This window comes from Candidatus Krumholzibacteriia bacterium, from assembly GCA_035268685.1.
Classification (GTDB): Bacteria; Krumholzibacteriota; Krumholzibacteriia; order JAJRXK01; family JAJRXK01; genus JAJRXK01.
Window position 1 is genome coordinate 1 of the sequence record DATFKK010000053.1, and the last position, 21,909, is coordinate 21,909.

The window sequence follows — 21,909 nt, forward strand, 5'->3', positions numbered from 1 at the left end:
CTGGATCTCGACCGGTCCCTGGACTTCGCGTCGCAGTTGGTGGGCGCCGGGGGAGTCGGGGACTTCGACGCCATCGAGTTGGGCAAGAAGCTCGCCGGCAAGAGGGCCAGCGCCAGCGCCTACATCGCCACCTACGAGGAGGGGTTGCGAGGCGGCGGATCGCCCGAGGACCTCGAGACCGTCCTGCAGCTCGCGTGGAAGCGGATCCATCAGCCTCGCCGCGACGACGAGGCCGCCACCGCCCTCCAGCAGCGCTACGCGGCCATGCTCCGCAACCGTGGCGCCGACCCGCAGGCCCAGTACGCCGATTCGCTCGGGGTGATCCTGGCGCAGCACCACCCTTGGTCGACGCCGCTGACGGCCGAAGCGGTCGAGTCGGTCGACCTCGGGCGCGCCCTGGACTTCTACCGCGAGCGCTTCGACGACCTGGGCGACATGACCTGGGTCTTCGTGGGCTCCCTCGACCTCGACACGCTGCGGTCCGGCGTCGAGACCTACGTGGCCTCGATCGGTTCCGACGGCGATCCCGATACGTGGCGTGACCCCGGCATCGAGATGCCCGACGGTCCGTTGCACCGTGTCGTCCGGGCCGGCGTCGACGAGAAGTCCCGCACGACCCTCGTCATGCACGGAGACTTCGAGTGGACACGACGCAACCGCTTCGCGCTGACGTCTCTGGGCGACGTCCTGGGCATCCGTCTGCGCGAGGTGATCCGCGAGGAGATGAGCGGGACCTACGGCGTGCGCGTGAACACCTCGAGCTCCCGCATCCCCGAGCCCGAGTGGACGGTGCGCATCTCCTTCGGCAGCGACCCCGAGCGCCTCGAGGAACTCGTGGGTGAGATCGTTTCGGAGCTGGAGGACGTGCGGGCGAACGGGATCGACCCGGAGCGTCTGGAGAAGGTGCGCGAGCAGGCCCTGCGCGGACACGAGGAGGCGGTGCGGGAGAACTCGTACTGGGTCTCGACGCTCGCCTTCCGCGAGCGCCACGGGATCGACCACCGCGAGCAGCTCGAGACCGTCGGATTCATCGAGTCGCTGACGGCTGCGCACGTCGACGACGCGGCGCAGTGGGCGCTGCCCGTCGAGCGGATCGTACGGGTGGACATGATGCCGGCGGAGGAAGGCGCGGGACGGTGACCGGCCATCAGGATCGCGGGCCGTCCTCGCCGAGTTCCTGCATCCACGTGTACAGGGTCTGACGGCCGACACCCAGGAGCTCGGCGGCCCGCTTCTTCTCGCCGTCGGCGAGGATCATGGCGGCTTCGACCGCCTGGGCCCGCAGGGCGCGCAGGACCCGCTCGGATGCCGTCTCGATCGGCAACAGCTCCGCGGTGGGCAGGCGGCGCACCAGCGGGGCCGGGACGCGCGCTGGCGCCCGCGTGCGAGCCGGGGGAAGGCCGGCCCGGCGGAGATCGTCCGCTCCGATCACGCCGTCGTCGTCCAGAAGGCACGCGGCCTCGAGGACCCCTTCGAGCTCCCGCACGTTGCCGGGCCAGCGGTGTTGCACGATCAGGCGGCGAGCGTCGGCGTCGAGTCGGCAGGCACCGTCCGCGCGATCGCCCACCAGGCTCAGCGCGATGTCGATCGCGTCGTGTCCACGGGCGCGCAGTGGCGGCAGGTGCACGTGCAGGCGGGCGATGCGGTACCACAGGTCGCGTCGGAAGCGGCCCTGATCCCGTGCCCGCGCGAGATCCTCGTTCGTGGCCAGGACGAACCGCACGTCGATCGGCCGGTCGACCTCGCCGCCGAGACGGCGGATCTTCCCGTCTTCCATCACGCGCAGGAGAGTGGACTGCCGCTCCAGGGAGAGGTTTCCGATCTCGTCGAGGAACAGCGTGCCGCCGTCGCAGAGCTCGAGCAGGCCGGGCCGCGCGTCGACCGCGCCGGTGAACGAGCCGCGCTCGTGTCCGAAGAGTTCGCGCTCGAAGAGGGTGTCGGGAAGGGCCGTGACGTTGACCGCCTCGAAGCGACCGCGCGGCCGGTGGAGGTCGTGGATCAGACGTGCGACCAAATCCTTGCCCGTGCCGGTCTCCCCGGTGATCAGCACCGGGAGAGCGGAGTGGCCGAAGCGTTCGATGCGTTCCAGTGCCGCGGTCATCGCGTGACTGCGGTAGACGATCGAGCCTCGGCACCGGACCTGGGCGTCGGGGTCGCGTGGGGTACGTCGGCCCGGGGGGCGTCGGTCGAGCAGTCGACCGACGATCGCTCCGAGGTCCTCCGTCCGCAGGAGCTTGCTGCAGAACGACACTGCGCCGGCGTCGAGCGCGAGCGACACCACGACGGGATCGCGGGTACGGCCGACGGCCAGCACCGGGACCCCGGGACAGCGCAGGCCCAGGGCGGCGATCGTCGCGACGTCGACGCGGTCGACGTCGTGGAGCACCAGATCGAACTCGTGTTCTTCGACCCGGGCGGGAGCGTGGGCGGGATGGCGGCACACGTCGAGGCGGACCGGTGCGGGTAGCACGGTACGCAGGGCGTCGGCGAAGGCCGCGTCGTCGTCGACGAGCAGGAGATGGCGGGCGCGCAGGAGGACCATGCGAGAACGACTCCGGTCGGTTCGCGATGGGAGCCAAAGCACAAGGCTAGCGCGCCCGTCGGTCGCCGGGCAACCCGACCCCAGCGTGAAATTCCCGTTGTTGCGCCCCTGGTGCGGACCGGGGATCATCTCCGGCGCCCCTTCCGGAATCGTCCGGAAGGCCTGGTCCCGCGTGATCCCTCGCGCGACGCACGGCGAGGGATTGTGCGCAGTCTCGGAATCACAACGAGGTCGAGGTGATGAATCGCATTCAACCCGGGCCCGGCGCCCTCTTCGCGGTGCTGCTGTTCGTAGGCGCGGTCCTGTCCGTCCCCCCCGTGTCCGCCCAGGACGACGAGGACGAAGAGGTTCTCGAGGTCGGGCGCTGGTACCCCGGTCTCGAGACCGGCCTGATCCTGAGCCAGAGCGCGTTCAGCGACAACTGGGCCGGGGGCGACCAGGGTCAGTTCTCGTGGACCTTCCTGCTCGACGGCTCCCTGCGCAATCAACTGACCGACACGTGGCGGTGGGACAACGCCCTGACCCTCGCCTACGGGAAGACCGCCCAGGAGAACGAGGACGGCAACTTCGGCAAGCCCCGCAAGTCGACCGATCGCATCGATTTCGAGTCGATCCTCCGGGCGACCTTCGGGTTCCACCTCGACCCCTACGCCTCGTTGCGCGTCGAGAGCCAGTTCGAGGACGCGTCCGATCCGCTGCGCCGCGGCAGCCTCCTCTTCAATCCGGTGTTCGTGAAGGAGGCCCTGGGTGTGGCGCACGACTACCTGCCGGGCGAGGACCGCCGGCTCCTCGTGCGGTTCGGTGGAGCCATCCGTCAGAGCATCCGCCAGCAGTACGCCACCGACGACCCCACCGACGACGCGACGCAGACCGAGACCGGACTCGACGGCGGTCTGGAGTTCGTCGTCGACTACGAGGACCAGTACTTCGACGAGAGCATCGCGTGGTCGTCGAAGCTCACGCTGTACCAGCCCCTGTTCTACTCGGCGAAGGACGATCTCGAGGACCTGGACTTCGGCCAGGCGGGCATCGTGGCCGCCGGGATCGACCCGGACGTGGCCGACTTCACCACCACGCTCGACGTCGACTGGGAGAACGTCTTCACCGGCCAGGTCAACGAGTACCTGAGCGTGAACCTGTACGTGAGGCTGGTCTACGACAAGTACGACACCTCGGTCGAACCGCTGATCGACGAGGGCACCCTCACGAACACCGAGGCCGTGGCCCAGGCGATCCGCAAGGCGGGTCAGTTCAAGCAGACCCTGGCGCTCGGCCTGACGTACCGGTTCTTCTAGGCCGCGCACCCCACCGGCCGGGCTCCCACGAGGGCGGGACCCACCCGCCCGGCCCCGGTCTCGTGGGCCGGGCGGCATCGGTCCTTCCGACGGCCGGACCTGGCGGGTCGGCGCGCATCTCCGATCGTGTCCGGGAACGCGGAGGCTTCGATCCGGAATCCGGTCGGACGCTCCGTCATCGGTCCCCCCGCGGAGCCGACCCTGGATACCCGGCTCCATCCACGCGCACCGGAGAGCGAGACACCATGGCCGAATGGATCGTCGTGGCCACCTACGGCGCGCGGGCCATCGCCGAGATGATGGCCGAACTGCTCCGCAACCAGGGGATCGCCGCGGTGGTCTCCGTCGACGACGCGGGTGGGCTGCGGCCGGAGCTGGCGCTCACTCTGGGCGCGAAGGTTCGCGTCCATGCCGAGGACGAGGCGCGCGCACGGCGTGTGCTGGAGCACGGCGGCGAGGGCGACGAAGACGACGAGGGTTGAACCCCCTGTAATCGAAGCATTTACGGGGCTCCCGTGCAGCGCTTTACCGATCGGTGAACCACCTTGTAGCGCAGCGCTATTTGGCGTTTCGCCGTTTGCGCCGGCCCGCTGCGCGTATCCACATCGCGCCGTTCTCCCACACCCGGTGGGCGGGTTCGGTCCAATCCCACTCCGTGCCGAGCCGCCGTGCCGCCTCGTCCACCGTGAGGCGCTCACGTGGATTGCGGGGGCCGCCGCCGGGCTCCTCTCCCGGCTCGACCGAGCCGTAGGTCCGAAGCAGCAGGACCCCGCCCGGCCGGGTGATCGAGGCCAGGGCATCCAGGAGCGGTCGCCGCAGGAAGCGGAGATCGAGCACGACCGCGAAGCGTTCGTTCGGCAGGTCCTCGGGTCGGCGGACGCGCCGCGTCAGGGTCCGGATCCGCACCCCGTGGTGCTCGGCGCGCGCGCGGGCCAGGGCCAGGGCGTCGGGCAGCCGATCGACGGCCAGGACGTCGTGTCCGCGCTGGGCGAGGAAGACGCCCTCCCGGCTCGACCCGCTTCCGAGATCCAGCACCGGGCCGGTGTCCGGGGCCGGAAGGCGGTCCAGGTGCTCCCGGAGCAGCGGGTCGATGTCCCAGGCGGCCCCGGGGGGCGGGCCGGGGCGCAGGGCGGTCACCGGCAGCTCTTCGTCGGACCAACTGGCCGGCCAGCCCGCCGCGGTGATCCGACCGGCCGTCCGGCGCGCGTGGTCGGGGGCCGTGATCACCACCACGGCCTCGCCGCGGGGCGGCATCAGGAACACCGGCAACGCGTCGCGCCACGGGATCCACGCGCTGCCCGGGACGTGGTCGGTGGGTGGGGCCTCGGTGCCACGCAGGTCGAGGATGCGGCAGCCGTGCCGACGGGTCGACTGGCTCGACGCCAGGTCCAGCACCTGGGAGGCCGACAGCGGCCGGGGGGATCGGGGAGGCGTGATCACGCGTCCGGCCCGCGTCGCCCGGGGCGTCCCGGAGCCCCGGGGCGGCGCACCTCCGGGCCTCGTGCTACTCTGCGCCCCGACCCCGAAGCCGCCGCCCGAGGAAGCCGATCATGGCCACCACCAAGATCAAGTGCCCGGTCGAGGGCGTGATCGATCTCGACCGCCTGCCGGGCGTGCCGGCCACCCTGGTCACACGGTTGATCGACGCGCCGGAGATGCAGCGCCTGCGGCGGATCCGGCAGCTCGGATTCAGCGAACTCGTGTATCCCGGGGCCACGCACACCCGCTTCGCCCACTCCCTCGGCGCGTTCCAGGGAGCCCAGCGCACGTTGACCCAGTTGCGCTCGCAGGGTCACGACGTTCCCGACCCCTGGACCGCGGCCACGGCCCTGGCGTGCCTTCTGCACGACCTCGGACACGGACCGTTCAGCCACACCTTCGAGCGCGTCACCGGCACCCGGCACGAGGAGCGCACGCTGGAGATCGTGCGCCAGGGACCGCAGGTGCCCCGCGTCCTCGAGGCGATCGCCCCGGGCACGGTGGACCGCGTGGGCCAGTTGCTCACCGGGCAGGTCGAGGTCTCGCGGTTGCGTTGGCTGGCCGACCTGGTGAGCAGTGCTCTCGACTGCGATCGCATGGACTACCTCCGGCGCGACGCCCTGTCGACGGGGGCGCAGTACGGAGCCTTCGACCGTGACTGGCTGATCCGGGAGATCACGCCCACCGACGACGGCGCGGCGATCGTCGTGATCGAGAAGGGTCGCACCGCGGTCGAACAGTACCTGATCGGCCGCTACCACATGTTCCAGAACGTCTACCTGCACAAGGCCTCCCGTGGATTCGAGGGCGCGTTCCGCGCGCTGTGTGCGCGTGTGCGCCATCTGGGAGTCGGCGCCCTTCCGACCGGAACCCGGGGACTCGATGTCCTGTTCGACGCGTCGGGCGACCTGGATCGCTTCCTGTCGTTGACCGACGAACACTTCCAACTGGACTTCGAGTTGCTGGTCGACCACGACGACCCCACCCTCCGCGCGCTCGCCCGATGTCTGCATCTGCGGCGCGCCCCGCGGAGCCGATCGCTGCAGGCGCTTGGTGGCGACGACGAAGCCTTCGACCGGCTCCTCCACGAGCGCCGCGAACGGGCCGCTGCCGCCGGATTCGATCCGGAGGTCTCGGTGTGGGTGGACGAAGCCCAGGACGTTCCCTACCGGCCTTATACACCGGAGACGAGCCGTCGCGGGCTCCGGGTCCAGCGCGAGGACGGGGTCCTGGTCGACGTCACGGAGCTCAGCCCGAGTCTGAAGGCCCTGGCGCAGAGAATCGTCGTGCGGCGCCTGTACTGGCTCGATCCCGAGCGGGTGGCCTGAGCCCTCAGTCCAGCACGCGGCGCATCCACGCGCCCAGGGCGTCGATCTCTTCGGCACAGACCTGGTGTTCCATGGGGTACTCGTGGAACTCCACCTCGTGGCCCCACTCCCGGAGGCGGTCGCGGGCGGCCGTTCCACGCTCGGATCCGACCATGGGGTCGTGCGATCCGTGGGCCTGGAAGACCGGCGTGCCGGCGTTGGCCTCGGAACGCTCGCGATCGAGATCGGACGCCAGCACGAGGTAGGTGGAAAGGGCGACGATCCCCGCCAGCCGACGGGACTCGCGCAGACCCTGGAACAGGGCAACGGCACCGCCCTGGGAGAACCCGGCGAGAACGACGCGCTCCGACGGCACCCCCTGCGCGACCTGATCGCCGATCAGGGCCTCGACCTGTCCGGCGCTGCGTCGGATTCCGGTCTCGTCGTGGCGGCGGTCCAGATCGGGCCCGGCGATGTCGTACCAGGCGGGCATGACCATGCCGGCGTTGAGGGTCACCGGAATCCGCGGCGCGTGCGGGAACACGAAGCGCACGCCGGCACCGTCGAGCCCGAGATGCGGGACGATCGGTTCGAAGTCGTGGCCGTCGGCGCCGAGACCGTGCAGCCAGATCACGGCCGACCGGGCCGAGCCCGCCGGCTCGATCACGACCGAGGGCAACAGGGAAGGGTCCACGATCGTCGTCCTTTCGTCGCGTTCAGTCCGGACGGCCGGACCCGCCCGCCGGGTGGTCCACCGCGTGGGCCTCGAGGTCGCCGAGCGAGCACCATTCGAGCGTGGCGAGGTGTGTGGCCTCGAGCACCACGCCGGGAGCGACGCCCGCCTCCAGGGCCTCCTGCCAGCGCGGGGCGCACAGGCACCATCGGTCTCCGGCTTCCAGTCCGGGGAAGCCGTACGCCGGCCGCGGCGTGACGAGGTCGTTGCCCCGTTCGCGCGAGAAGTCGAGGAACTCGCGCGTGACCACCGCACACACGGTGTGGACGCCGACGTCGCCGGGTCCGGTGTTGCAGCAACCGTCGCGGAAGAAGCCGGTCGCGGGGTCGGTGCCGCAGGTCTGCAGCTCGGTTCCGAGTACGTTCCTGGCCATGGGTCGGATCCCCGGGGGGAGGGCTCCCCCCATGGGAACACCGAAGCGGCGGATCGGCAAGTCGACGGCACTCAACCCAGGGCGTCGTAGGCCTCGCGGACCACGTCGGTCCCGCACTCACGTTCGAGACGACGCACGGTGAAGTGCCCGGTGGCCATCTTCTGGAAGTGCTCGGTGAAGATCAGGTTCACCGTTGCTCCTCCGAGCGCGCCGACCACCGGGACCAACTGGGCGGCGGCCTTCTCCGAGACGACCACGCCGAAGCGTGACGCGATGCTGGCCATCAGCCGCACGAGCGCCGGGGCCTCGGCCTCGCCCAGTCCGCGCGCGGTGATCACCCGCGCCGCGTCGGCCACCTGACGCGCCAGCACGGCGCGCACGGCGAAATAGCCGGTCTCGGCGCTGTCGTCGCCTTCGGCGCGGCCCCCGAGGGCGAAGACGCTCACGCAGGCCAGCCGCGCCTCGACCGCGTCCAGATCCTCGCCCTGGCTGCGGGCGATGTCGGCGATCGACCGGAGCATGATCGTGGTGGTGATCGGCAGCTCGATCGCCAGGGCGGACCAGCCCATGGCGCCGCCGGCCGCACCCGAGAGCCCGGTGGCGGCGCGGTGGAAGAGGTTGGCCGGCCCGCGGGCCGGGTCGCGGTCGATGCCATGGACGGCGACGTCGAGCGCGGCACGCAGGGCGCGGTGCGCGGCGTCCTGGACCCGGTCGGCGACGGCGGGGGGCAGGCGTTCGAGCCCGCCCTCGATGGGCGACCCGACCACGCTCACGAGCCGAGCGGCGAAGCTGGGATGTTCGAGGAGTTCGCGGGCGCGTTCGAGCGCCCGCTGGTCACGCTTCGACAGCGTCACGAGTCGTCGGTCTCCGGGGTGGTGCGGCGACGGATTCCCCCGCGACGACCGTAGCGCCGCCGCCCCGTCGACTCGGCGGCCGAACGCGACCCCACCGGTGCGGGGCGGGTGGGTTCCTTGCCCGGGATCACCATGCGTGGCAGGGGCTCGCCGCGGAATCTCTCGATGTCCGCCAGCTTGATCCAGTCGGCCGGGGTGACCAATGAAACGGCGACACCCTTCGCGCCCGCCCGACCCGTGCGGCCGATGCGGTGCACGTACTCGCGCGGCGTGCGGGGCATGTCGTAGTTGACCACGTGGGTGACGTCGTCGATGTCGAGGCCACGCGCCGCCACGTCGGTGGCCACGACGATGCGGACGTTGCCGCTGCGAAGCCTCTCGACCACCTTCGTGCGTTTGGCCTGCGGCAGGTCCCCGTGCAGGGCCACCACGTCGTAGCCGCTCGAGCGCAGCAGGCGGGCTTCGTCATCGGCCTTGCTCTTGGTGGCGACGAACATCAGCGCCCGGGTCATCTCCGGATCGCGGCACAGGTGCAGCACCAGGTCCTGCTTGTGGCCGTCGTTGTCGGCGCGCAGGACGTATTCCTCGATGTCGGTGTGGCGCGTGTCCGACTGGTCGACCTCCACCCGGATCGGTTCGCGGACCAGGCGGTTGGCCACCGAGTCGACCGCGCCGTCGAGCGTTGCCGAGAAGAACAGGGTCTGCCGATCCGTCGGACACGCCCGGGCGAGCCTCATGACGTCGTCGATGAAGCCCATGTCGAGCATGCGGTCGGCTTCGTCGAGCACCAGGGTCTCGACCTGGTCGAGGTGGAGCTTGCCGCTGCGGAGGTGGTCGAGGAGACGTCCCGGCGTCCCCACGAGCAGGTCGAGTCCCTGCTCGAGTTCGCGGATCTGGGGCGGATAGGCTTCGCCCCCGACGATGCAGGCGGAGCGGAGGCGGGTGTAGCGGCCGAGCTCGACCATCTGCTGGCCGACCTGCATGGCCAGTTCGCGGGTCGGGCACAGGACGAGCACGCGAGGCCCCCGTTCCCGGCGCTCGTCTTCGTGGAGGAGCCGGTGCATGGTCGGGAGCACGAAGGCTCCGGTCTTGCCGGAGCCGGTGCGCGCGCAGGCGAGGACGTCACGGCCCTCGAGCGCGTGGGGGATCGCCTGGTCCTGGATGGGTGTGGCTTCCAGCCACTCCAGGTGGTCGACCGCTCGCAGGAGCCGCCGATCCAGGCGGAAGGAATCGAAGAGCATGGAGTCTCGTCTCGGAGCCAGGGGCGCAGTCCGGACCCCGGCGAGCCCGGCGTCCTGACGTCAGGCTACGACAGGGCCCGGCCCCGGCGCCAGCAAGTCCTCGCGCTCGCGCTCCATGGCTTCGCGGACCGGAGCGGCGAAGGCCATGTCCTCGTCCTCGATGTGACGGATCACCCACACGCGGACGAACTCGAGCAGCCGGCGCCCGACTCCCTCGGGATCGCGGCGGTAGTCGAGGACCACCGTCCGCAGTTGGCCCATGAGCTCCTCGTGGACACGACGGTGCTCCTCGAGCCCCTCGTAGCCGTAGCGCGCCAGGAGCAGCTCCTCGGAGGCGAAGTGCTGCCGGCTGTACTGGTGCAGACGAGCCAGCGACTCGATCGCGAAGTACGGCGCGTGTTCCCGGTGCAGGTTCTGTTCGATCTCGTTGTGCAACTCGACCATCGCGGCGTGCTGTTCGTCGACGCTGGTGATTCCGGTCCGGAGTTCATCGGGAAGGACGAGTTGCATGGTGGTGCTCCTGGGGCTTCGGATCGGGCCGGTCCGGCCTTCGGATCCTCTCGCTCACGCGCGCGAGGTCCCGGGTGTCGGTCTCCTGGGTGTGGTCGACGACGAACCCGCGGACCAGTCGGACCAGGGCCTCGGGAACCGGGCCCCCGTCGCGCCGGTAGCGGACGATCGCCGTCCGGAGGCGTTCGAGCAGGTACTCGTGGACCCGCCGGTGCGGGGCGAGGCGCTCGGGGACGTGTTCGGCCAGCAACGACTCCTCGGTCGCGAAATGGATCCGCGCGAACTGGTGGAAATCGGCCAACCTCTCCACCACCAGCCCCTCCGGTGCACCGACGGTGCGCGCCTGCTCGATGTCGGAGTACATCCGGAGCAGGACCTCGTGTTGCTCGTCGATGACGTCGACACCGACGGAAACGAGCTGATCGGGTAGCTGAGGGCTCATGCGATGGGCTCCCGGGGGATGCGGGTCCTCGGTGGGGGTGTTCGGACGATCGATGGCAGGGCTTGAGGACGAAAACGAGGCCCCCGCCACCGCGGGAGCCCCGTGTTCCGGCCGTGGTGTGCGGGGGCCGGTCGGGCTCAGGCGTTCTCCTTGAACTCGGCCACCATCGCCGTCAGCACCTTCTTCGCGTCGCCGAAGACCATCACCGTGTTGTCGTAGTCGAAGAGCTTGTTCGGAATGCCCGCGAAGCCGGGGCTGAGCGACCGCTTGACCACCACCACGGTCCGCGACTCGTGCACGTTCAGGATCGGCATGCCGTAGATCGGGCTGTCCTTCTCGTGGATCGCCGCGGGATTGATCACGTCGTTGGCCCCGAGCACGATCGTCACGTCGGTCTGCTTGAACTCGGGGTTGATGTCGTCCATCTCCACGAGCTGTTCGTAGGGGACGTCGGCCTCGGCCAACAGGACGTTCATGTGGCCGGGCATACGTCCGGCCACGGGGTGGATGGCGTAGGCGACCTCCGTGCCGCGTGCCTCGAGGAGCTGGGCGAGCTCGCGAGTGGTGTGCTGGGCCTGGGCCACGGCCAGGCCGTAGCCCGGCACGAACACCACGCGCTGGGCATCCTCGAGCAGCATGGCCACTTCCTCGGCGCTGCTCTCCTTGATGTTGGTGTAGCCACCCCGGTCGGCGGTGGCGCCGCCGAAGTCCTTGAACAGCACGCTGCCCAGCGAGCGGTTCATGGCCTTGCTCATGATCTGCGTCAGGATCAGGCCGCTGGCTCCCACCAGCGAACCCGCCACGATCAGCAGCGGGTTCTGCACGGCGAAGCCCGCCATCGACGCCGCCACGCCCGAGAGCGAGTTCAACAGCGAGATCACGACGGGCATGTCGGCGCCACCGATCGGCAGCGTGGCCGTGACGCCGACCAGGAGCGAGACCCCCAGGACCACCAGCATCAGGATCATGACGGTGGCCGGCGCGAGGTGCGTGAAGCACAGGACGAGCCCCAACAGCACCGGCCCCCCCAGCATGATCGCGTTGATCGCGTTGCGCCCCGGGAAGGAGAAGGCGTTGCCCTTGATCGTGCCGTTGAGCTTCAGGAACGCGACCAGCGAGCCACTGAAGGTGATCGCCCCGATCACGAGGCCCAGGATCGCGCTGACGCCCGACGAGGCCGAACTGATCGGCGCGCCCTCCGTGAAGAAACGATACGTGCCGCCTTCGTGGGCCAGGTACATCGAGAAGAACAGGGACAACGACACGAGGGCCGAGGCACCACCGCCGAAGCCGTTGAAGAGTGCGACCATCTCGGGCATCTGCGTCATCTCGACGCGCTGGGCGGCCACGAGGCCGATCCCGGCGCCGATCAGAATGCCCGCGATGATGAACGGCCACGCCGCCTGACCGCTGATGATGGCCATGGTCACCACGATCGCGATCAACATGGCCGTGGCCGAGAGCGTGTTCCCGCTCTTGGCCGTGCGCACCTTCGACAGCCGCCGGATGCCCTGGATGAACAGGACCGCCGCGAGCAGGTAGGCCAGAGGGAAGAGAAGATCCATGGTCTACTTCCTCCCGCCGAACATCGCGAGCATGCGGCGGGTGACGACGAATCCGCCCACGACGTTGATCATGGCGAAGGTGATCGCCGCCGCCCCGAGAAGGTTCGCCAGGAAGGCGAACTCGGCCTGCGCGCAGTAGAGGGCACCCACGATTGTGATCCCGCTGATCGCGTTCGCACCGCTCATGAGTGGTGTGTGCAGTGTGGGCGGGACCTTCGTGATCAGCTCGTAGCCGAGGAAGATCGCGAGCGCGAACACGAACAGACCGACCGAGAGGGGCCGGAAGGCGTCCATCGCCTGCTGGATGGTCACAGTGTCCATTCTCAGGCCTCCTTCGGGTCGGGGAGCGGCTCCAGGCCGTGGGCCTCGCGCACGCGCGGGTGCACGATCTCGCCGCCGTGCGTGACGGTGGCGCCGGCCGTGACCTCGTCCTCGAAGTCGAAGGCGGGCGCACCCTCCTCGAGCATGTCGCCGAGCAGGTTGAGCACGTTCTTGGCGTACATCTCGGTGGCGTTCTCGGGGATCGTGGCCGGGACGTCCAGCGTGCCGACGATCGTGACGTCGTGGACGGTGACGACCTCGCCCGGCTGGCTGAGTGTGCAGTTGCCGCCGGTCTCCACCGCCAGGTCGACGATCACCGAACCCGGCTTCATCGCTTCGACCATCTCGTCGGTCACCAGCTTCGGGGCGGGCCTGCCGGGGATCGCCGCGGTCGTGATCACGACGTCGGCGGCGAGGATGCGTTCGCGCACGAGCTGACGCTGTCGCTCCAGGAACTCCTCGGACTGCTCGCGGGCGTAGCCGCCTTCGTCCTCGGCCGATTCGTCGGTCGGCACTTCGATGAACTTCCCGCCCAGGCTCTCCACCTGCTCCTTCACCGCGGGCCGCACGTCGGTGACCTCGACGACCGCGCCCAGGCGCTTGGCCGTGGCGATCGCCTGCAGGCCGGCCACACCGGCGCCCATGATCACCACGCGGGCGGGCTGAATGGTCCCGGCGGCGGTCATGAGCATGGGGAAGATCTTGGGCAGGTGGTCGGCGGCCATGATCACGGCCTTGTAGCCGGCCAGGTTCGCCTGCGAGCTGAGCGCGTCCATCTTCTGGGCGCGGGTGATGCGCGGGACCAGCTCCATGGCGATGGACGAGATCCTGCGGTCGCGCAGGGCCTCGACCGTGTCCTTGTCGGTCAGGGCCTGGACGAAGCCGACGTAGACGGCCCCCTCCTTCATGGCGGCGATCTCGTCGCGCGTCGGTGGGTGGAGCTTGAGTACGATGTCGGCGTCGGCGTAGCCGCTGTCGGCGCCGGACACGATGGTCGCGCCGGCCTTCTCGAACACGGAGTCGGCGATGTTCGATCCCGCGCCGGCTCCGGATTGCACCTGCACGGCCATGCCGTGCCGGACGAACCGGGCGACGGTGTCGGGGGTGGCGGCCACGCGCGTCTCGCCGGCACGGATCTCGGTCGGCACGAAAGCCGTGGGCATGGAAGGGTCTCCCTCGCGGAATCCGGGAACGAAGAACGGGTGGGCGACCACCCACCATACAGCACGCTAGGGCGGGCGGGGATACGGGTCCAGAAGATCCCTCGTGAACGCGGAGATCGGGCGGACCCGATTCGGCGATCAGTGCCGCGCCGAAGAGGGTCGAGGTGGCGACGCGGGCGGCCGGTGCGCCGGCCGCTCACTCCGGCGGCGGCGTCAAGAACAGCGGTCCGGGACGTGGTGCGATCCGGTGGTCGGCGCAGGGCATGGCGGGGCCGCGTCGTCCGATGGCACGTGGTCCGCCGGAGGGTCCGGCGCGGCGGTCGCCCGGACCGAGGCCTCGATCGCCTCCACGATCCTGTCGACGACGGCCTGGGTCGATTCGAGGAGGCCGAGAGGGGCGTGGTGGCTGATGGCGATCTCCTCGGGTGGTCGGGCGCGGTGGGAAATGCCAGCGGGACACCTCGAACTCCGGGACCCTTCGTGGGGTGCATGGCCGGGATGGTCCGGGCCCCGGAATTCGTTCGAAGCATCCAGGGAACCCCCACGAGCAGGTGGGGTGCCAACCCATGTCCGCGCCGTGTTCATCCCTCTGGGCCGAGGCTCCGGGGCGCGGAGATTTCCCCAGAGTGTTGAAAATGGCGCAGATGTGGGGACAAGGGGCGTGAAGAATGACCCATACGGGGCACCGCGAGCACGACCGTTCACCCGATGTCGAACCTCACGTTCCCGGACGGAGAAGACGTGCGAGATTCTGGAAACCGGTCACCGGGCGGGTCGCGTCGTGGGCGATGATTCGTGGTTTCCGCCGGTCTGCGTCCACCGTCCCGGATTGCCGACAATCGTGCGCGATGCAATGCCGCGAGTGGTCGTCGTCGGACCGCGGACGGGCGGAATCCGGCCAGCGGCGCGCGCTCTGCGACCGGGCGAGCGTGCGGGGTGCCGCCGGGCGGGTCGGCTTGACACCCCCCGGAAACGAGACTTAGCTTTGGCGGCCGCGTGCTGGCGTAGCTCAGTTGGTTAGAGCACCAGATTGTGGATCTGGGGGTCGGTGGTTCGAGTCCACCCGCCAGTACCACCCCTCTTCGAGTTCTCTGCCGGGACGACGGCCCCGCATCGTCGCGAGCGCCCGGCGCCCCACGGCCCTCGCGGGCCGTTCTTCGTATGTGCGGGCCGTGCCGGGAGCAGGGTTCATGGCCAAGTCGGGCTCGAGGCGGATCAAGCCGCAGCTGGTCAAGGGCATGCGCGATCAACTCGGCGGGGCGCTGCTGCGCCGCCGCCGCATGCTCGACACGATTCGCACCGTCTACGAGCGTTTCGGCTACCGGCCGCTCGAGACGCCGGTCGTGGAGTTCGCGGCGACGCTCACCGGGAGCCGGGCCGGCGAGACGAGCCAGCGGATCTTCACCTGGCACCACGACGAGGACGACGTGGACCTCGGTCTGCGTTTCGACCTGACCGTGCCGCTTGCCCGCTTCGTCGCCGCCAACCCGCACATGCGCCGGCCCTTCAAGCGGTATCAGACGGGCTCCGTGTTCCGCGTCGACAAGCCGGGCGCAGGACGCTTCCGGGAGTTCACGCAGTTCGACATCGACGTGGTGGGAACGCCGTCCATGCTGGCCGACGCCGAGATCCTGGTCGCCATGGGCCAGGTGCTCGAGGAGCTCGGCCTGCCGGCGTACACGCTGCGTTGGAACCACCGCGGGATCCTCAACGCCGCTCTGCGCCGCGCCGGTATCGCCGACGACCGGGCCACGCCAGTGATCCGGGTGCTCGACAAGGAGGACAAGATCGGCGCCGAGGGCGTGCGGCTCGAGCTGGGCCCCGGGCGCGTCGACCGGGAGAGCGGTGCGCGGATCGAAGGGCTGGGGCTTCCGGACGAACAGGTCGACGGCCTGATGACCTTCCTCGACGTGTCCGCGCCCGACGACGATGCGCTGGTGGACGAGATCCGAGGTCTGCTCGACGGGGTGAAGGGCGCCGACGACGCCCTGCGCGAGGTCGACGACCTGCGGCGCTTCGTGGGGGCACTGGGTGCGCCCATCGACCGGGTGCGCTTCGCGCCGCGGCTGGCCCGCGGCATGGACTACTACACCGGCCCGATCTTCGAGGCCACGCTCGACGACCTGCCGCAGTACGGCAGCATCATGGGCGGCGGGCGCTACAACGAGCTGGTCAGCCGCTTCAGCGGCGAGCAGCTGCCGGCCGTGGGGGCGTCGATCGGCGTGGACCGCCTGCTCGCCGCCCTGGACGAGGCGGGGGTCGAGTCGGTCCGCGACAGCGTGAGCGATGTCCTCGTCACGATCATGGACAAGGGACTCCTGCCGGAGTGCCTGCAACTCGTGCGCGAGCTGCGCGACGCCGGCCTGAACGCCGAGATCTTCCTCAAGCCCAAGGCCAAGCTGGGCGATCAGCTGCGCTACGCCAGCGACTGGGGAATCCCCTTCGCGGTGATCCTGGGCGAGGACGAGCTCGCGGCGGGGCAGGTGACGGTGAAGGACCTCGAAGCGGGCAGGGCGGCCAGCGAAGAGGTCGCCGATCGCCGGGCCTGGGTCAGCGAGCGCCCCGGACAGTTCCAGATCGAGCGCGCCGCGCTGGTCGGCCGCATCCGCGAACTGCTGGGCTAGCTCCGGCGCCGCAGGAACCGTGGAGAAACGCGAAGGCGGTGGAGTCTCCCCCACCGCCTTCGGTGTCCTGGGCCCGCGCCGGGCGGATCAGCCGCGCTTCTCCATCGGCACGTAGTCCCGCTCGTTCGCGCCGGTGTAGATCTGGCGGGGACGACCGATGCGCTTGGCCGGGTCCCCGTGCATCTCGAGCCACTGGGCGATCCAGCCGGGCATGCGGCCGAGAGCGAACATGACGGTGAACATGTTCACCGGGATGCCGATCGCCTGATAGATGATCCCGCTGTAGAAGTCGACGTTCGGGTAGAGCTTGCGCTTCACGAAGTACTCGTCTTCGAGCGCCACTTCCTCGAGCTGCATGGCGATGTCGAGCAGCGGCGTGCTCTTGCCGATGGCATCGAGGACGTCGCGGGTCATCTGCTTGAGCACCGACGCGCGCGGGTCGTAGTTCTTGTACACGCGGTGACCGAAGCCCATGAGGCGCGTGTTCGGGTCGTCCTTCACGCGGTCGAGGTACTGCTTCCCGTTCAGCCCCTCGGCGTGGATGCTCTCGAGCATCTCGATCACGGCCTGGTTGGCCCCACCGTGCAGCGGCCCCCACAGCGCGCTGATGGCCGCCGAGGCGCTCGCGTACAGATTGCTGTGCGAGCTTCCGACCAGGCGCATGGTGGAGGTCGAACAGTTCTGTTCGTGGTCGGCGTGCAGGATCAGGAGCGTGTCGACGGCCCGCACGATCGCCGGGTGCGGCGTGTACTCCTCGGCCGGGTTCGCGAACATCATGTGCAGGAGGTTCTCGGCGTAGCCCAGGTCGTTGCGCGGGTACACGAAGGGGTGCCCGGTGTTGTACTTGTAGGCCCAGCCGCAGATCGTCGGCAGCTTCGCGATGAGCCGGCGCACCTGCAGCGTACGATGCTCCTCGTTCAGCGGGTCGATCTCTTCCTGGTAGATCGTCGCCAGCGCACCGACGAGCGACGAGACCATGGCCATGGGGTGGGCGTTCAGCGGGAACGCCTGGTACATGTGGCGCATGTCCTCGTGCAGCAACGTGTGGTGCGTGATCTCGTGCTCGAAGGCATCCAGCTGTGAAGGCGTGGGCAGCTCTCCGTTCAGGACGAGGTAGCTGGTCTCGAGGAAGGTGCTCTTCTCGGCCAGCTGGTCGATCGGGTAGCCGCGGTAGCGCAGGATCCCCTTCTCGCCGTCGATGAAGGTCACCGAGCTCTGGCAACTGCCGGTATTGGCGTAGCCCGGATCCATGGTGATGTAGCCGGTCGTGGCGCGAAGCTTCGAGACATCGATCGCGCGTTCCCCCTCGGTCCCCTCGATGATCGGAAACTCGAATTCCTTGCCGTCGACGATCAGCTTCGCGGTCTCGGACATGTGGGGCTCTCCCGGCTCTGCGGCGTGGCCGACGGGCGGTTCGTGTCGGACAGCGCGTGGTGGAGGTTCTACGGGGAGCTTCCGATCCCCGCACGCACCGGGCAAGTCTAATCACGATCGCGGGCCCGTGCACCGTCGGCGCGGGGCCGGGTCTCAAGTCCGGCACGGGACGTGCCGAAGGCTCCCGAAGACGAGCGCCCAATGCCGGGAGGCCCCCATATGTCCACGCACGTCGCACCACCGGTGAACGAGGGCCCGGCCCTCGACCCCGAGATCTTCGCCGGCCTGCTCGAGCTCGTCGACGAGGACGACGACTCCTTCGTCGTCGACCTGTTCGGGTCGTACGTCACCAGCTACGCGGAATGCATCGAGGGCGTCGCCCGGGCCCTCGCCACCTCCGACCCCGACGGGCTGCGCCATCATGCCCACACGCTGAAGGGCGCGTCGGCCAACGTGGGGGCCTCGCACCTGGCCTCGCTGGCCGAGCACCTGCAGCGCCTGGGTGAGTCGGGGCGGGTCGAGCCCGCGGAGGAGTGGGTCGAGGCGATCGCCGACGAGTACGTGCGCGTGATCACCGAGGTCGAGACGCGCGTTCCCGGATTCCGGGCCTGAGCCCGGGAGGGGACGCGCGCCGCTTGCGTCCCCGCGCCGGACCGTCTACTTTCGAGGGCTGTTGCTCACACGCGTTGAACCTGCCCGGTGCGCGTCGAACGCCCCACTCCGCCCCCGAGGACCGTCCACCCATGTCGACCGTTTCCTTCAAGGGAGCCCGCCTGGCGCGCCCCCTCCTGCTGTCCCTGGATCTCGACGAGACCTTCGCCGCCTCGACGGCCGAGGCCCGCGCCGACCTGTTCGCGCTCTTCGAGGCGCACGCCGACGAGGTCCAGCTCGTCTACACCAGCCACGAGCCGGCCGAGAAGCTCATCGAGATCGCCGCCGGCGCCGAACTGCCGGTTCCCGCCATGTTCATGGCCGACACCGGCACCACGGTGCTCAAGGGCGATGCGTCGGGCACGGTCGAGCCGCTGCAGCGCAACATCATCCAGCTGTGGCCCGGCAAGGACTCGGTCCAGAGGACCCTGGCCGACGCGCCCGGTGTTTCGCTGCTCGAGGACGGCGCCCTCTGCCGCCAGAGCGTGAAGGCCGAGAGCGAGGAGGCCATGCAGGCCCTGCAGGAGAAGGTCGCCGAGCTGGGCTGCCACTACGCCGAGCGCGGCGAGAACGAGTACTACGTGCTGCCCTACGGCGTGGACAAGGGCACCACGCTGGGTCGCTATCTGGTCGAGGCCAACGTGAACCCGAACGACGTCCTGGCGATCGGCGAGGCCGAGGGGGACGACTGTCTGTTCGGGCGCGGCTGGCGGGGCGCGGCCTTCGGGCATTCGGTCGACTCGGTCAGGGACATCGGGAACCGTTTCCACAACGTGGTCGTGCTCGAAGAGAGTGGCGCGGGCGCGGTGCTCGAGGCACTGCGCCAGCACAACTGGCTGGAGCTCCCGCAGACCGACTGAGTCCGGCGGAGACAGGCTGAGCAACCGCACGAGCCGCGCCCCTCGGGGTGCGGCTCGTCGCGTTCCGGGTGGGAACCCACCGCTGGGTCCTTCGTTGAAGGCGATGTCGGCGGCCGGACCCGGCCGCGACCTCGAAGACGTCAGGACTCCGGGAGGACACGATGAAGACCAGAGCGATCATGCGGTCGACGGGGGCGGTGGCCCTCGCCGTGCTCGCGGTCGCCGCCCTCGGCACCGTGCTCATGCCCGCCACCGATGCACCGGCCACCGACGCGGGTGCACGCGATGCGGCCGTGGCCCCGTCGGGTGGGGCGACCTTCGGGGTGGCCGACGTGGTCGAGGACGTCGCCCCCTCCGTCGTGAACATCTCCACCGAACGGACGGCAGGGCGGATCTCGCCGGGCCCGGGCTTCGACGAACAGCTCGAGCGCTTCTTCTTCCGCTGGCCGGGCCAGCGGTCGGACCGACGACCGGTGCAGAGCCAGGGTTCGGGCGTGATCTACAGCGCCGACGGTCTCGTGTTGACCAACCACCACGTCGTGCGCGACGCCGAGTCGATCCGTGTGGGCCTGTACGACGGACGCGAGGTCGATGCCGAGCTCGTGGGCAGCGACGAGAGCAGCGACCTGGCCCTGTTGAGAGTCGACGCCGACGACCTGCGGCCGGTCCGCTGGGCCGACAGCAGGAGTGTCCGCGTCGGGGACCCGGTGCTCGCCATGGGCAACCCCTTCGGCCTGGGCGAGACGGTCACCCGCGGGATCGTCAGCGCCAAGGGCCGCAGCCTGGGCATGATGGACTACGAGGACTTCCTGCAGACCGACGCGATCATCCATCCCGGCAACTCGGGCGGCCCACTCGTGGACCTCGAGGGCCAGGTCGTGGGGATCAACACGGCGATCCTGTCGCGCAACGGTGCCGGACAGGGCATCGGTTTCGCCATCCCCAGCTACCTGGTCGAGACCGTCGCCACCAGCCTGCGCGACCACGGGCGCGTGGTCCGTGGATACCTCGGGATCTACCTGCAGGAGCTGACCTCGGAGCTGGCGCGGGCCTCCCGCGTGGACGTCAGCCGCGGGGTGATCGTGAGCCGCGTCATCGACGACAGCCCGGCCGACGACGCAGGCCTGCAGCACGGCGATGTGATCGTGGCCCTCGACGGGGCCGAGGTGACCAACGGCGGCAGCTTCCGGGCGGCGATCGGTCACCGGGCGCCGGGCAGCGAGATCGAACTCGCGGTGATCCGCGAAGGTGAAGAGCGCGACCTCGTCGTGGTCCTCGGAGAGCGTCCGGCGAACGCGTCGGCGGCGGCCACGGGCGCGCCGCACCCTGCGGCCGAACTCGGTGGCTTCGAGGTCGAGGACATCGATCGCCGCACCGCGCAGCGCATGGGTCTGGATCCCGGGACCTCCGGCCCCGTCGTCACGCGGGTCCAGCCGTCCTCGTCGGCCGCGCGGGCCGGCCTCCGGCGCGGCGACCGCGTCCTCGAGGTCGGCCGCGAGCGCGTGGCCAGCGCGGCCGAGGTTCGCGATGCGATCCGCGATGCGTGGAGCGAGGATCCGACGGCACCGGTCCTGCTGCTCGTGGAGCGGGACGGGGCGACGCTCTACCTGGCCCTGGGCCCGGTGGACGGCTGATCCGTCAGGTCCGCACCACCAGGGTCCGCGCGATGCGGTCGTGCAGGCCCTGGTGGCGCGGGTCGACGAGCACGAGCAGGTAGCCCACCCCCAGCGTCAGCTCGCACAGCAACCGGCCCACGTAGCGCACCGCGGTCTGGCGCCAGGGTGCGCGGTGGCCGCGCTCGTCGGTGACCACCAGGCCGAGCAGTCTCTTGCCGAGCGTTGCCTGGAGGCGCGACTGCTCCATCCACGACCAGTACAGTCCGCGGATCACCGCCGTCCCGACGTGGAACCAGAGCAGGAACTCGACCGTGCGTGGATCTGCGACCGGTGATGCCGCCGGGTCGGCCAGCGCGAGCTCCTCGAGACGGACCCCGGTGATGGACTCGACGGTCAGCTCCCAGAGCGTCACCGGGATCAGGAGCACCAGCACGTCGACCACCCAGGCGACCAGCCGGACGCCGAATCCGGCGTAGGGCAGGTCGTCGACGACCGGACCCGTGTCGAGGCCCGGCTCGAGGTCGGCCGGGCTCTCCACCGCCGCGTCGGGCTCGAGGAGGGCCGGATAGCGCCGGATCGGCTCCCAGTCGTCGCGGTCGTCGTCCCACACGTAGTCGTCGGGCGCGACCTCGCCCGCGGCGAGCATGCCGCGCAGCGTGTCGAGGTCGACGGGCCCATGGCGTTGACCGCCGACGCCGTAGTAGATTCCGTTCGGGTCCAGGGCCATGGGGTTCGTCTCGGCGCGAGCGGGGGGATCGGATGGCGGCGACCCCCACAGAGCAATCCCGATCCGTCGCGGGCGCCAGTCCGCGCCGGCGATTCGGGTCGGTGACGACATTCGCGGAGGCCTCGATGAACGTCTCGAACACCATCGACGATTTCCTGGCCAGCGGCCCGTGGGCCGTGGTCGGGGCGTCCACGAACCGAGAGAAGTACGGCAACAAGGTCCTGCGCGCCTA

21 protein-coding genes and 1 tRNA gene are annotated in these 21,909 nt (G+C 70.0%); 9 read left to right on the top strand and 13 right to left on the bottom strand.

Translation table 11 applies throughout. The features are described 5' to 3' along the window. Window positions 1-1,140 (top strand): insulinase family protein (locus VKA86_05750; GenBank protein ID HKK70703.1); only part of this gene is annotated, 1,140 nt, incomplete at its 5' end. A 7-nt stretch (window positions 1,141-1,147) separates the two neighbouring features. Here the strand turns inward: VKA86_05750 and VKA86_05755 are convergent. After that, on the bottom strand, window positions 1,148-2,542 hold the full coding sequence (locus tag VKA86_05755; protein HKK70704.1) for a sigma-54 dependent transcriptional regulator: 1,395 nt from the start codon (window positions 2,540-2,542) through the stop codon (window positions 1,148-1,150). Window positions 2,543-2,781: 239 nt separating this feature from the next. Here VKA86_05755 and VKA86_05760 point away from each other — a divergent pair, with 239 nt between their 5' ends. Next, the gene (locus VKA86_05760; GenBank protein ID HKK70705.1) at window positions 2,782-3,837 is read left to right on the top strand and encodes a DUF3078 domain-containing protein; all 1,056 of its coding nucleotides are present in this window, start codon (window positions 2,782-2,784) and stop codon (window positions 3,835-3,837) included. Window positions 3,838-4,082: 245 nt separating this feature from the next. After that, complete coding sequence (locus VKA86_05765; protein HKK70706.1) at window positions 4,083-4,319, top strand: DUF2007 domain-containing protein; 237 nt, start codon at window positions 4,083-4,085, stop codon at window positions 4,317-4,319. A gap of 76 nt (window positions 4,320-4,395) precedes the next feature. Here the strand turns inward: VKA86_05765 and VKA86_05770 are convergent, their stop codons facing one another. Next, window positions 4,396-5,277 (bottom strand): class I SAM-dependent methyltransferase, encoded by an 882-nt coding sequence (locus VKA86_05770; GenBank protein ID HKK70707.1) that lies wholly within the window; start codon window positions 5,275-5,277, stop codon window positions 4,396-4,398. A gap of 110 nt (window positions 5,278-5,387) precedes the next feature. Here VKA86_05770 and VKA86_05775 point away from each other — a divergent pair, with 110 nt between their 5' ends. Beyond that, window positions 5,388-6,644 carry an HD domain-containing protein gene (locus VKA86_05775; protein HKK70708.1) on the top strand — a complete coding sequence of 419 codons (1,257 nt, stop codon included), beginning with the start codon at window positions 5,388-5,390 and terminating at the stop codon, window positions 6,642-6,644. A gap of 4 nt (window positions 6,645-6,648) precedes the next feature. Here the strand turns inward: VKA86_05775 and VKA86_05780 are convergent, their stop codons facing one another. The 9 genes from VKA86_05780 to VKA86_05820 form a co-directional block, all read right to left on the bottom strand. Further along, the gene (locus VKA86_05780) at window positions 6,649-7,317 is read right to left on the bottom strand and encodes a carboxylesterase (GenBank protein HKK70709.1); all 669 of its coding nucleotides are present in this window, start codon (window positions 7,315-7,317) and stop codon (window positions 6,649-6,651) included. Between the two features lie 22 nt (window positions 7,318-7,339). Further along, entirely contained in the window at window positions 7,340-7,729 is a 390-nt protein-coding gene (locus VKA86_05785; protein HKK70710.1) for a DUF2237 domain-containing protein, read from the bottom strand. 71 nt (window positions 7,730-7,800) lie between these two features. Continuing rightward, complete coding sequence (locus tag VKA86_05790; GenBank protein HKK70711.1) at window positions 7,801-8,583, bottom strand: EcsC family protein; 783 nt, start codon at window positions 8,581-8,583, stop codon at window positions 7,801-7,803. Next, complete coding sequence (locus VKA86_05795; GenBank protein ID HKK70712.1) at window positions 8,580-9,824, bottom strand: DEAD/DEAH box helicase; 1,245 nt, start codon at window positions 9,822-9,824, stop codon at window positions 8,580-8,582. Before VKA86_05795 ends, VKA86_05790 begins: the two co-directional genes overlap by 4 nt. A gap of 60 nt (window positions 9,825-9,884) precedes the next feature. Further along, entirely contained in the window at window positions 9,885-10,334 is a 450-nt protein-coding gene (locus VKA86_05800; GenBank protein ID HKK70713.1) for a hemerythrin family protein, read from the bottom strand. Further along, complete coding sequence (locus tag VKA86_05805; GenBank protein ID HKK70714.1) at window positions 10,312-10,776, bottom strand: hemerythrin family protein; 465 nt, start codon at window positions 10,774-10,776, stop codon at window positions 10,312-10,314. The genes VKA86_05800 and VKA86_05805 overlap by 23 nt, the downstream gene beginning before the upstream one ends. 137 nt (window positions 10,777-10,913) lie before the next feature. After that, window positions 10,914-12,341 carry an NAD(P)(+) transhydrogenase (Re/Si-specific) subunit beta gene (locus VKA86_05810; protein HKK70715.1) on the bottom strand — a complete coding sequence of 476 codons (1,428 nt, stop codon included), beginning with the start codon at window positions 12,339-12,341 and terminating at the stop codon, window positions 10,914-10,916. Between the two features lie 3 nt (window positions 12,342-12,344). Beyond that, entirely contained in the window at window positions 12,345-12,635 is a 291-nt protein-coding gene (locus VKA86_05815; GenBank protein ID HKK70716.1) for an NAD(P) transhydrogenase subunit alpha, read from the bottom strand. A gap of 29 nt (window positions 12,636-12,664) precedes the next feature. Next, a complete protein-coding gene (locus VKA86_05820; protein ID HKK70717.1) occupies window positions 12,665-13,825 on the bottom strand; it encodes a Re/Si-specific NAD(P)(+) transhydrogenase subunit alpha in 1,161 nt (386 codons plus the stop codon). 998 nt (window positions 13,826-14,823) lie between these two features. On the opposite strand from VKA86_05820, the gene VKA86_05825 reads away from it, so the two are divergent. Then, window positions 14,824-14,900 (top strand) — tRNA-His (locus tag VKA86_05825). 115 nt (window positions 14,901-15,015) lie between these two features. Continuing rightward, the gene (gene hisS / locus VKA86_05830) at window positions 15,016-16,449 is read left to right on the top strand and encodes a histidine--tRNA ligase (GenBank protein ID HKK70718.1); all 1,434 of its coding nucleotides are present in this window, start codon (window positions 15,016-15,018) and stop codon (window positions 16,447-16,449) included. Window positions 16,450-16,536: 87 nt separating this feature from the next. Here hisS and VKA86_05835 read toward each other — a convergent pair whose 3' ends face one another. Next, a complete protein-coding gene (locus VKA86_05835; GenBank protein ID HKK70719.1) occupies window positions 16,537-17,823 on the bottom strand; it encodes a citrate synthase in 1,287 nt (428 codons plus the stop codon). A gap of 219 nt (window positions 17,824-18,042) precedes the next feature. On the opposite strand from VKA86_05835, the gene VKA86_05840 reads away from it, so the two are divergent. The 3 genes from VKA86_05840 (at window position 18,043) to VKA86_05850 (ending at window position 20,968) form a co-directional block, all read left to right on the top strand. Further along, complete coding sequence (locus VKA86_05840; protein ID HKK70720.1) at window positions 18,043-18,435, top strand: Hpt domain-containing protein; 393 nt, start codon at window positions 18,043-18,045, stop codon at window positions 18,433-18,435. Between the two features lie 131 nt (window positions 18,436-18,566). Beyond that, window positions 18,567-19,334 carry an HAD family hydrolase gene (locus VKA86_05845; protein ID HKK70721.1) on the top strand — a complete coding sequence of 256 codons (768 nt, stop codon included), beginning with the start codon at window positions 18,567-18,569 and terminating at the stop codon, window positions 19,332-19,334. A gap of 161 nt (window positions 19,335-19,495) precedes the next feature. Next, window positions 19,496-20,968: a Do family serine endopeptidase gene (locus VKA86_05850; GenBank protein ID HKK70722.1), complete on the top strand. Its 1,473-nt coding sequence runs from the start codon at window positions 19,496-19,498 to the stop codon at window positions 20,966-20,968. A 4-nt stretch (window positions 20,969-20,972) separates the two neighbouring features. On the opposite strand, the gene VKA86_05855 is transcribed toward VKA86_05850, so the two are convergent. Continuing rightward, window positions 20,973-21,677 carry an RDD family protein gene (locus tag VKA86_05855; GenBank protein HKK70723.1) on the bottom strand — a complete coding sequence of 235 codons (705 nt, stop codon included), beginning with the start codon at window positions 21,675-21,677 and terminating at the stop codon, window positions 20,973-20,975. Window positions 21,678-21,909: the final 232 nt, after the last annotated feature.